The 11035-nt window shown below is 69.8% G+C and carries 11 protein-coding genes; 8 read left to right on the forward strand and 3 right to left on the reverse strand.

All coding sequences use genetic code 11. From position 1 onward, the window contains the following. Positions 1–5: 5 nt before the first annotated feature. Both ACWGKQ_RS29420 and ACWGKQ_RS29425 read left to right on the forward strand, forming a co-directional pair. Entirely contained in the window at positions 6–1235 is a 1230-nt protein-coding gene (locus tag ACWGKQ_RS29420) for a cytochrome P450 (RefSeq protein ID WP_453295007.1), read from the forward strand. Continuing rightward, positions 1232–1978: an SDR family NAD(P)-dependent oxidoreductase gene (locus tag ACWGKQ_RS29425; RefSeq protein ID WP_453295008.1), complete on the forward strand. Its 747-nt coding sequence runs from the start codon at positions 1232–1234 to the stop codon at positions 1976–1978. The genes ACWGKQ_RS29420 and ACWGKQ_RS29425 overlap by 4 nt, the downstream gene beginning before the upstream one ends. Before the next feature lie 8 nt (positions 1979–1986). Here the strand turns inward: ACWGKQ_RS29425 and ACWGKQ_RS29430 are convergent, their stop codons facing one another. Continuing rightward, positions 1987–2391: an ATP-binding protein gene (locus ACWGKQ_RS29430; RefSeq protein WP_453295009.1), complete on the reverse strand. Its 405-nt coding sequence runs from the start codon at positions 2389–2391 to the stop codon at positions 1987–1989. 206 nt (positions 2392–2597) lie between these two features. Between ACWGKQ_RS29430 and ACWGKQ_RS29435 the strand changes: the two genes are divergently transcribed. Both ACWGKQ_RS29435 and ACWGKQ_RS29440 read left to right on the forward strand, forming a co-directional pair. Next, a complete protein-coding gene (locus tag ACWGKQ_RS29435; protein WP_453295010.1) occupies positions 2598–3449 on the forward strand; it encodes a helix-turn-helix domain-containing protein in 852 nt (283 codons plus the stop codon). A gap of 7 nt (positions 3450–3456) precedes the next feature. Beyond that, positions 3457–3660, forward strand: a complete 204-nt coding sequence (locus ACWGKQ_RS29440; protein WP_453295011.1) for a DUF397 domain-containing protein — start codon at positions 3457–3459, stop codon at positions 3658–3660. A gap of 3 nt (positions 3661–3663) precedes the next feature. Here ACWGKQ_RS29440 and ACWGKQ_RS29445 read toward each other — a convergent pair whose 3' ends face one another. Then, on the reverse strand, positions 3664–4419 hold the full coding sequence (locus tag ACWGKQ_RS29445) for an AraC family transcriptional regulator (protein ID WP_453295012.1): 756 nt from the start codon (positions 4417–4419) through the stop codon (positions 3664–3666). Between the two features lie 54 nt (positions 4420–4473). Here ACWGKQ_RS29445 and ACWGKQ_RS29450 point away from each other — a divergent pair, with 54 nt between their 5' ends. Beyond that, positions 4474–5670, forward strand: coding sequence for an MFS transporter (locus ACWGKQ_RS29450; RefSeq protein ID WP_453295013.1), 1197 nt, complete (start codon positions 4474–4476; stop codon positions 5668–5670). Positions 5671–5773: 103 nt separating this feature from the next. Beyond that, positions 5774–6313: a hypothetical protein gene (locus ACWGKQ_RS29455; RefSeq protein ID WP_453295014.1), complete on the forward strand. Its 540-nt coding sequence runs from the start codon at positions 5774–5776 to the stop codon at positions 6311–6313. Between the two features lie 67 nt (positions 6314–6380). Here ACWGKQ_RS29455 and ACWGKQ_RS29460 read toward each other — a convergent pair whose 3' ends face one another. After that, a complete protein-coding gene (locus ACWGKQ_RS29460) occupies positions 6381–7046 on the reverse strand; it encodes a DUF402 domain-containing protein (RefSeq protein ID WP_453295015.1) in 666 nt (221 codons plus the stop codon). 107 nt (positions 7047–7153) lie between these two features. On the opposite strand from ACWGKQ_RS29460, the gene recD2 reads away from it, so the two are divergent. Beyond that, positions 7154–9442 carry an SF1B family DNA helicase RecD2 gene (recD2, locus tag ACWGKQ_RS29465; RefSeq protein ID WP_453295016.1) on the forward strand — a complete coding sequence of 763 codons (2289 nt, stop codon included), beginning with the start codon at positions 7154–7156 and terminating at the stop codon, positions 9440–9442. Positions 9443–9620: 178 nt separating this feature from the next. Then, positions 9621–10910: a citrate synthase gene (locus tag ACWGKQ_RS29470; protein ID WP_453295017.1), complete on the forward strand. Its 1290-nt coding sequence runs from the start codon at positions 9621–9623 to the stop codon at positions 10908–10910. Positions 10911–11035 lie beyond the last annotated feature (125 nt).

Genomic DNA, 11035 nt, shown 5'->3' on the forward strand with positions numbered 1-11035 from the left:
CGGTATTGTCTGGCGAAAGTACCTTTGAACAGGGGCCGGGATGCCCCTTCGGCTTCACCCCGGAGACGGCCCGATCGCGGACCGAGGTCCCGACGGCCAAGGTGGTCTGCCCCACCGGCATCGACGCCTGGCTGGTCACCCGGTACGCCGACGTCCGTGAGGTGTTCGCGGACTCCGCACGGTTCAGCTCCCAGCCCGGATCCATCGCCCATCGCGTCTACGGCATGAACCCCGACTCGCCCATCATCGAGGGCGACTTCCCGCGGATGGACGGCGCCGAGCACGAGCGGTTCCGCCGGGCCATTGCCCCCGAACTCTCCCCCCGCCAGCTGGAGTTGTTCCGCCCCGCCGTCCAGCGGATCGTCGACGACGTGATCGACGAGGTGGCCGCGGCGCCGGGTCCCGTCGACTTCCACGCCCAGTTGGTGATGCCGATCGTCACGCAGGTCATCGCCGCGCTGCTCGACGTTCCGTACGCCGACCGCGGGCTGTTCCAGACGATCACCATGACCCTGCTCGACACCGGGTCCAGCGCGGACGAGGTGATCGAGGCCGGGGCGCCGTTCTTCGAGTACGCGCTGAACCTCGTACAGGACAGAAGGAAGAATCCCGGCGAGGACGTCCTCAGCCGGATCATCGCCCACGGAGAGCGGGGCGAACGGCCCTTCACCGACGCCGAGTTGGCCGTGACGACTGCCGCTCTGCTGGTGGGCGGCTTCGCCATCACCGCCGGTGTCGCCTCCTTCGGACTGCTCGCCCTGTTCGAGCAGCCGGCCCAGCTGGACCGGCTGCTCGCGGAGCCCGAACTGGTGGGAAGCGCCGTGGAGGAGCTGATCCGCTTCGGCACCAGCAGCCTCCCCGGCACCGTCCTGCGCAGGGCCGCCGAGGACACCCGCATAGCGGACCTGCCGGTGTCGGCGGGCGACTACGTGGTCACGGTCCTGCACGACGCCAACCGGGACGAGGCCCTCCTGCCCGACCCCGACGTGCTGGACATCGGGCGCAAGCCGGTGCCGCATCTCGGCTTCGGCCACGGACCGCACCAGTGCGTCGGGCAGCAACTCGCCCGCCTGGAGCTGAAGGTGGTCTTCGAGACGCTGCTGCGCCGGATACCCACCGTCCGCCCGGCGGTCCCGCTCGACCGGATCGTCTACCGGGAGGACTTCGTCGTGCCGGGCCCGGTGGCCGTGCCGGTCACCTGGGACGCCGTACTGCCCGCCCGGGCGGCCCGGTGACGCTGCCCGTGGCCCTGGTGACCGGGGCCTCCTCCGGCATCGGGGCCTGCGTCGCGGACCGGCTCGCGGCGAGCGGCCGGTGGCGGCTGGTGCTCAACGGCCGTGACGAGGAACGGCTTTCCCGGGTCGCCGACCGTACCGGCGGACTCACCCTCCCCATGGAACTCGACACCGTCGGCGGCGCGGAGAAGCTGGCCGCCGCCACGCTCGACCTGGTCGGCGAGGTGGACCTGCTGGTCGCCAACGCCGGAATCGGCTGGGCCGGGGCCTTCGCCGACACGCCCCCCGAGATGATCGACCGGCTGCTAGCGGTCAACCTCCTGGCCCCCCTCCACCTCTCCCGGGCACTCCTGCCGGGCATGGTGCGGCGCGGACGCGGGCACCTGCTCTTCGTCTCCTCGATCGCGGGCTGCGTCGCCGTCGGCGGCGAGGCCGTGTACTCCGCCACGAAGGCGGGCCTGAACGCCTTCGCCGAAAGCGTTCGCTACGAGGTCGGAGCCGGGGTACGGGTCTCCGTCGTCGTACCCGGCGCCGTCGACACGCCGTTCTTCGAACGCCGGGGAATCCCGTACGGCCGCGGGTTCCCCGCCCGGATCCCACCCGACCGGGTCGCGGAGACCGTCCTCCGCGCGGTGGGCGGCCACCGGGACGAATCCTTCACCCCCACCTGGATGCGCTTCCCGGCCCGCCTGCACGGCGCCGCCCCCGCTCTCTTCCGCCGCCTGGCCGCCAGGTTCGCCTGAACCCTGCGTCACGCCGCGGCCAGCTCGCACCACACGTACTTCCCCCGGTTGCCGAACCGCGACAGCGGCTGCCACCCCCACAGATCCGAACAGGCCCGCACCAGCGCCAGCCCCCGCCCCTCCTCCACCTCCCCGATCCGCTCCAACGGCACCGGCGGCTCCGGCGGTTCGGGGTCCGCGTCCCACGCGCCGATGCGCAGCGTCCCAGGTGGCGACCAGCGGATGCGCAGGGCGGCGGGTCCTTTCGTGTGCCGTACGGCGTTGGACACCAGCTCGGTCGCGAGCAGCTCGGCGACGTCGAGGAAGCGCGTCAGTTCGTGTGCGGTGAGGATGAGTCTGAGCGCGTGACGGCTGACGGTGACGGCACGAAGGTCGTTGGGGATGGTGAGCGTGTACTCCCAGGCTTCGGGCATGCGTCATCAACTCCGGTGGTTGTGGGGGAGTTTCAGGCAGGGTGGCGTTGCCGCGGCCACCGTGGCAGGGCGGGGCGGTGCACTTCCGCTGCGTGAGCGTTGCGTCACTGACGGTAGACCTGAAAGTTTCGGCAGGGCAAGCCGGTCGCGTAATCTGACCCCCGAACGAGTCGTGTCGACAGACGCGTTGGAGCAAGGAGCGGTCGATGGGCACCAGGCGCGAACCAACGGCCCGGCAGTTGCGCCTGGCGACGGAGCTGCGCAGGCTACGTGACGCGGCCGGCCTCACGGCCCGCGAGGCAGCCAAGTTGCTCGGTGTGAGCAACGTCCAGATCAGCCAGATCGAGGCAGGCTTGTCAGGCGTCAGTGAGCAGCGGCTGCGCCGACTGGCGTCCCATTACGCCTGCACGGACGAGGAGTTCATCGGCGCCCTGGTCGCGATGGCGACCGATCGGACACGGGGCTGGTGGGAGGAGTACCGGGGGTCGCTGCCCACGTCGTTCCTCGATCTGGCTGAGCTGGACCACCACTCCCGGTTTCAGCGGCACGTGGCCATCACCTACGTGCCCGGCCTCTTGCAGACGGAGGGCTACGCCCGCGCCGTGTTCTCCGACAGGATCCCGGAACTTGCCGAAGACGAACTTGAGTTGCGGGTGCGCCACCGCATGGCGCGTCGTGTGATCATCGAGGCCCCCACGCCCATCCACCTTCAGGTCGTGATCCACGAAGCTGCCCTACGCATCAGGGTCGGCGACCGCGCGGTGTCACGCGCTCAACTCGGCCGAGTCCTGGAACTCTCGGATGCGGAGCACGTCTCGGTAAGGGTGATCCCCTTCGACTTGGACGGCTTCTCCCAAGCTGGTAGCGCTATGACTTACGTGGGTGGGACCGTTCCAAAACTCGACACGGTCGTACGTGACGCTCCTCATGGCACCGTCTTCATCGACTCTGAGGCTCAACTGAACGCCTTCCGAGTGCGCTTCCATAAACTGGAAGCGGTGTCACTCGACCCCGGGCGCTCGTGCGACTTCATCAACAGGTTGGCCAAGGAGCTGTGAGGCAGCGATGACCACTCCCGACAACTGGCGGAAGTCGTCCTACTCCGGCGGCGGCGACGGCAACGAATGCGTCGAAATAGCCACCACCCCCACCCACACCTCCGTCCGCGACTCCAAAGCCCCCGCCGCTCGCACCCTCACCTTCCCGGCGGGAGCCTTCGCCGCCTTCGTCGAGGGGATCAAGGCACCGCGTAGGGCGAGGTCCCGGTGACGGTCAATCCGCCCGCCGGCGCGGCTGGTGCGTTCCCGGGGTGTGGCCGAAGGTGCGGCGGAAGACGTCGATGAAGGCGCTGGCGGACGACCAGCCGCACAGGTGGGCCACGGCGGTGACCGGGGTGTCCTCGGCCAGCAGGACCAGGGCGCGGTACAGGCGCAGTTGGGTGCGCCACTGCGGGAAGGTCATGCCGAGGTCGGCCTTGAAGAGGCGGGAGAGGGTGCGGTCGCCGGCGCCGACTTCCCTGCCGAGGGCTGCCAGGGTGCGGTCGTCGGCGGGGTCGGCGCGCAGGATCTCGCAGACCGCCTTGAGCTGAGGGGCGGTCGGGGTGGGCAGGTGCAGGGGCTGCTGGGGTGAGGCCCGCAGCTGGTCGAGCAGCACGGCCCGCAGCCGCCCGCGTTCGGGGCTGTCGTTGTGCGGGGTGCGGGTGTAGGCGAGGATCAGCTCCCGCAGGAGCGGCCCGACCGCCAGGACGGTCGGCCGGTCCAGGCCGAGCGGGTTGGCGCGGGCGGGCAGGCCGACCAGATGGAGTTCCAGTTCGCCGTGGGCCTGGTGGGCGTGCACGGTGCCGGCCGGCACCCAGATGGCGCGGGTGCCCGGCGCGATCCATGTGCCGGTGCTGGTCGTCACGGCGAGCACGCCCCGGCCCGCGTAGACGATCTGGTGGTCGTCGTGGCGGTGCGCGTCGATGCCGGCTCCGGGCGCCAGCCACTGGGTGCGGGTCGGCGCCACGGCCTGGTGGCGGATTTCTGTCATTGCTTGGCAGTTTATCGGAAGCGCGACACGCTGCCCGGCCGTGAGCATGGTGATGTGTCAAGGAACAGATCGATCACCCTGCTGTCGGTCGGCCATGCCTGTGTGGACATCTACCAGGGCGCGGTCGCCTCTCTCGTCCCCTTCTTCGTCGCCGAGCGCGCCTACAGCTACGCCGCGGTATCGGGCATCGTGCTCGCCGCGTCGGTGCTGTCCTCGGTGGCCCAGCCCGTGTTCGGCCTGCTCACCGACCGCTGGGCGATGCCCTGGATCCTGCCCGTGAGCACCGTCCTCGGCGGACTCGGCATCGCCCTGAGCGGCCTGAGCGGCTCCTACCTCCTGACCCTGGTGTTCGTGGCGGTGTCCGGCGTCGGGGTCGCCGCCTACCATCCCGAGTCCGCCCGCATCGCCCGGCTCGCCAGCGAGGGCAGCCACAGCGCGATGGGCTGGTTCTCCGTCGGCGGCAACCTCGGTTTCGCCGCCGCGCCGCTGATGGTCACCGCCGTCGTCGCCTCCGGCGGCCTGCACCGGTCACCCCTGCTGGTGCTGCCCGCCCTCGCCGGCTGCCTGCTCTGCCTGCCCGTCCTGCGCGTGCTCCGGAAGAGGACGGCGCCGGGCGGCCCCGGCACCGCGGTCGCGGTGGGCGTCGACGACAGGGCGTCGTTCGTGAAGCTGTCGCTGGCCGTGGTCTTCCGGTCCGTCGTCTTCGTCGGCCTGAGCACGTTCATCTCGCTCTACGCCCGGCAGCGCACGGGCGGCGGTACGGCAGCGGGCACCGCGGCGCTGTTCGTGCTCTACGCCGGCGGTGCGCTGGGCTCGGTACTGGGCGGCAGCCTGGCCAACCGCTGGGACCGGGTCACCGTCGCCCGCTGGTCGTACCTCCTCACCGTCGCCGCCGTCGCGGGAACCGTGTTCGTCCCCGGTCCGGTGTTCTACGTGTTCGTGGCGCTGACCTCGGCCGGCCTGTACGTCCCCTTCTCCCTGCACGTCACCCTCGGCCAGGACTACCTGCCCACCCGCGTCGGCACCGCCGGCGGGGTCACGCTGGGACTGACCGTCAGCATCGGCGGCCTGGTCAGCCCCCTCATCGGCAGCATCGCCGACGCGACCTCCCTGCGCACCGCCCTGGCACCGCTGATCCTCATGCCCGCCCTGAGCTGGCTGCTCTTCCGCACCCTGCCCGAGCCGACCGCACCGAAGCCCGTGCCGACGGCGCGGCTGACCGAGGACGGCACCGGCGCGTGCCGGGGGTGAACCTGTGGGCTGTACGGACGGCACCGTTCGCGCGGGGCTCGTGCGCGGCCCAAGGGTGGGGTGATGGGTCCCCATCCCACCCCGCAACGCGAAGGAATGCCGCATGCCCGCTCTTCCCCCGATCGGCGCCGAGATCCCGTGCAGCTCGCTGGCCATCAACACCCCCCTGCAGATCCGGAAGAAGCTCGTCTCCGTGGACTTCCGCGGTGGCTGGAAGCACCGCGTCGACGTCAACCCGAACGACCCGATGAACAGCGTCCGGCTGCGGCTGGTCGGCTTCAAGACGAGCGCGGAACTCCCCGCACTGGACGACGGGGGAGCCGAAGGCGGCTCCATCACCATCGAGCAGAGTGACATCGACGTCGACTCGGCCAGCCTGCTGAGGCTGACGCAGCAGTTCCCGCCCAAGTACGAGTGCTCCCTGGTCCTGAGCCCCTGCACCATGGTCATCGAACAGCCGGGCAGCGAGCCGCTGGTCCTGACCACGAAGAACCGGTTCACGCTCGTCGGGCAGCTGACCCAGTACCCCCCGCGGGGCGACCTGTTCCAGTTGCAGCAGCCGGTCGACTTCGTCGACCTGGAAGACCCCGACACCGTCGTCGCGACGATCCAGAAGTTCCCGGCCAAGGTCGGCGGCCTGTAGGCCGCCGGATCCGCGCACCGCGCAAGGACTGATCCCGAACGGCACCGCCTTGCCCTCTGGCAACCGCTCAGGCACAGCCCGGGCGCTGGATGTCACCGGGCAAGGACGGAGCCGGCCGGTCGGGATCGGGTTGCCAGGTACGCCAGTTCGCCTCCGTCGCGAACGGTCCGCGACGCTCCTCGATCATGGCCACCGCCTGCCCGCGGGCCCGCTCGACCGCCCGGTGATCCGCCTCGCTCACCACGCCGAGCCGGCGGCCGTGGGCGTACTCGCCCTCGTCCTTCCAGTCCCACCGCGACAGGTCGGGCGCCACCACCAGGTCCAGGAGGAGGTCGAAGGTGTCGAAGCCCAGGTCCGTGCGGCGCATCGGCCGCTGGAAGTTGACGTACCAGTGCGTCAGCCGGTGGCCGTCCGAGACGTCGTAGAACGCGTTCACGCTGAACCAGGTGTCCGGCGGGACCCATTGCAGATGTGCCGTGTCGCGCCACGACCAGCGCCCGAGCCGCCAGCTGCCGTCGGCCAGGTTCGGCAGGGCCCTGATCCTGGCCTCCTCGTCCCCGGTCAGCAGCCACTCGATCCAGCTCGTCGGGGCCAGCACGTCCGCGCCGGGCGGGCACCCGACGACCAGCGCCTCGGCACTGTCCTCGACCACATGGAACGCATGGGCGCTCCACACCTTCCGGCGGAACACGTCACGGCGGACAGCGGTCTCACCCGGGCGGAACCATCGCATGCAGCACCTCCGAGGCACTCCGAGATCCTGCGAAGCATCATGACGGTGGCGCCCTGATATCCACAGGCCCCCGCCGGCTGTCGGTCCCCACCAGTACCGTCGGGGTCATGGCTCAGCAGACGGGGACCCCCACCGGCGAACGACGGCTCGCCACCGTCGAAGGCGTGCTCGAACGCATCACGTACGCCAACGAGGAGAGCGGCTACACGGTCGCCCGGGTCGACACCGGCAGAGGCGCCGGCGATCTGCTCACGGTCGTCGGTGCGCTGCTCGGTGCCCAGGTGGGGGAGTCGCTGCGGCTGGAGGGGCGCTGGGGGTCGCATCCGCAGTACGGCAAGCAGTTCACCGTCGAGAACTACACGACCGTGCTGCCCGCCACCGTGCAGGGCATCCGGCGTTATCTGGGCTCGGGGCTGGTCAAGGGCATCGGGCCGGTGTTCGCCGACCGGATCACCCAGCACTTCGGGGTGGACACCCTCCGGATCATCGAGGAGGAGCCGAAGCGGCTGGTCGAGGTGCCGGGGCTCGGGCCGAAGCGGACGAAGAAGATCGCCGACGCCTGGGAGGAGCAGAAGGCGATCAAGGAGGTCATGCTCTTCCTCCAGACCGTCGAGGTGTCCACGTCGATCGCCGTGCGGATCTACAAGAAGTACGGGGACGCGTCGATCTCCGTCGTGAAGAACCAGCCGTACCGGCTCGCCGCCGATGTGTGGGGCATCGGGTTCCTGACCGCCGACAAGATCGCGCAGTCCGTCGGGATCCCGCACGACAGTCCGGAGCGGGTGAAGGCGGGGCTGCAGTACGCGCTGTCCCAGTCCGCCGACCAGGGGCACTGCTACCTCCCCGAGGAGCGGCTCATCGCGGACGCGGTGAAGCTGCTCCAGGTCGACACCGGTCTCGTCATCGACTGCCTCGCCGAACTGGCGGCGGCACCCGAGGAGGGGGAGGACCCGGGGGTCGTACGGGAGAAGCTGCCCGGTGCCACCCCGGATGCCGAACCGGTCACCGCCATCTACCTGGTCCCGTTCCACCGGGCCGAAGTCGCGCTCGCCTCACAGCTGTTGCGGCTGCTGCGCACCGGCGACGACCGGATGCCGGCGTTCCGGGACGTCGCCTGGGACAAGGCGCTCGCCTGGCTGAAGGACCGCACCGGCGCCGACCTGGCCCCCGAGCAGGAGGCCGCCGTCAGACTGGCGCTGACCGAGAAGGTGGCCGTGCTGACCGGCGGGCCCGGCTGCGGCAAGTCGTTCACCGTCAGGTCCATCGTGGAGCTGGCGCGGGCGAAGCGGGCGAAGGTGGTGCTCGCCGCCCCCACCGGCCGTGCGGCCAAGCGGCTCGCCGAGCTGACCGGGGCGGAGGCGTCGACCGTGCACCGCCTGCTGGAGCTGAAGCCGGGCGGCGACGCGGCCTACGACCGGGACCGCCCGCTGGACGCCGACCTGGTGGTGGTCGACGAGGCCTCGATGCTCGATCTGCTCCTCGCCAACAAGCTGGTGAAGGCCGTGCCGCCCGGTGCGCATCTGCTCTTCGTGGGGGATGTGGACCAACTGCCCAGCGTCGGGGCGGGCGAGGTGCTCCGGGACCTGCTCGCCGACGGCAGCCCCGTCCCCGCCGTCCGGCTCACCCAGGTCTTCCGGCAGGCCCAGCAGTCGGGGGTGGTGACCAACGCGCACCGGATCAACGCCGGGCAGCAGCCCGTCACCGACGGCATGAAGGACTTCTTTCTCTTCGTGGAGGACGAGACGGAGGAGGCGGGCAGGCTCGCCGTGGATGTCGCCGCCCGGCGCGTTCCGGCCAAGTTCGGGCTCGACCCGCGGCGCGATGTGCAGGTGCTGGCGCCGATGCACCGGGGACCGGCCGGCGCCGGCGTGCTCAACGGACTGCTGCAGCAGGCCATCACCCCGGCCCGGCCCGACCTGCCCGAGAAGCGGTTCGGCGGACGGGTGTTCCGGGTCGGCGACAAGGTCACCCAGATCCGCAACAACTACGAGAAGGGCGAGAACGGCGTCTTCAACGGCACCGTCGGCGTGGTCACCTCGCTGGACCCGGTCGACCAGCGCCTCACGGTGCTGACGGACGAGGACGAGGAGGTCCCGTACGAATTCGACGAACTGGACGAACTGGCCCATGCCTACGCGGTGACCATCCACCGTTCACAGGGGAGTGAATATCCCGCGGTGGTGATCCCGGTCACCACCGGAGCGTGGATGATGCTCCAGCGGAACCTGCTCTACACGGCGGTCACCCGGGCCAGGAAGCTCGTCGTCCTGGTCGGTTCGCGCAAGGCGATCGGGCAGGCCGTGCGCACGGTCTCGGCAGGCCGGCGCTGTACGGCACTGGACTTCCGGCTTGGGCGGAGCGATCTCCGGAAAAATGATCGATCAAATGAGTCGTGAAGGTCACAGAGCCCTTTCCGATTGGGAAACAAGGGGGCAGGATGAGCAGGTTGGCGGCACTGAGTGCCGCCGATAGGCCCAATGGTCGACCCCGAGTGCACTCTCCTGAGCCAAATGGGGGATGGTAGAGACAGTCAGGGCACCTCGAAGATGAGGCACTACGTCGGTGAGGGAAGACGTGAGCGACAACTCTGTAGTACTGCGGTACGGCGACGGCGAGTACACCTACCCGGTGGTCGACAGCACCGTCGGCGACAAGGGCTTCGACATCGGGAAGCTCCGCACCCAGACCGGTCTCGTGACTTTGGACAGCGGCTACGGCAACACCGCTGCCTATAAATCCGCCATCACCTACCTCGACGGCGAGGCGGGCATCCTCCGCTACCGCGGCTACCCGATCGAGCAGCTGGCCGAGCGCTCCACCTTCCTTGAGGTGGCGTACCTGCTGATCAACGGTGAGCTGCCGACCGTGGACGAGCTCAGCACCTTCAAGAGCGAGATCACGCGGCACACCCTGCTGCACGAGGACGTCAAGAACTTCTACCGGGGCTTCCCGCGTGACGCCCACCCGATGGCCATGCTGTCGTCGGTCGTCTCCGCGCTGTCCACCTTCTACCAGGACAGCCACAACCCGTTCGACGAGAAGCAGCGGGACCTCTCCACGATCCGCCTGCTCGCCAAGCTTCCGACGATCGCCGCGTACGCGTACAAGAAGTCGATCGGCCACCCGTTCGTCTACCCGCGCAACGACCTCTCCTACGTGGAGAACTTCCTGCGCATGACGTTCTCGGTGCCGGCGCAGGAGTACGAGCTCGACCCGGTCGTCGTCTCGGCGCTGGACAAGCTGCTGATCCTGCACGCGGACCACGAGCAGAACTGCTCGACCTCCACGGTCCGTCTGGTCGGCTCCTCGCAGGCGAACATGTTCGCCTCGATCTCGGCCGGCATCAACGCGCTGTGGGGCCCCCTGCACGGCGGCGCCAACCAGTCCGTCCTGGAGATGCTGGAGGGCATCCAGGCCAACGGCGGTGACGTCGACTCCTTCATCCGCAAGGTGAAGAACAAGGAGGACGGCGTCCGCCTGATGGGCTTCGGCCACCGGGTGTACAAGTCCTTCGACCCCCGCGCCAAGATCATCAAGGCGGCGGCGCACGACGTCCTCTCGGCCCTCGGCAAGTCCGACGAGCTGCTGGACATCGCGCTGAAGCTGGAGGAGCACGCGCTCTCCGACGACTACTTCGTCTCGCGCAACCTCTACCCGAACGTGGACTTCTACACCGGCCTGATCTACCGGGCCATGGGCTTCCCGACCGAGATGTTCACGGTCCTGTTCGCCCTCGGCCGGCTGCCCGGCTGGATCGCCCAGTGGCAGGAAATGATCAAGGAGCCGGGCTCCCGCATCGGCCGCCCGCGCCAGATCTACACGGGCGTCGTCGAGCGCGACTTCGTGCCCGTCGAGGAGCGCTGACCTCTTCGACGCCCCGGACTTCCCACGGCCACTGCAGCAGGCCGAAGGCGAGTGAGCCGAAGGGGCGCGTCGGTGTCGAGGGGACGAGCGCGCGGAGGCCCGAAGGGTCGAGCACGGTCGTCCCC

Source organism: Streptomyces sp. NPDC054770 (assembly GCF_053611985.1).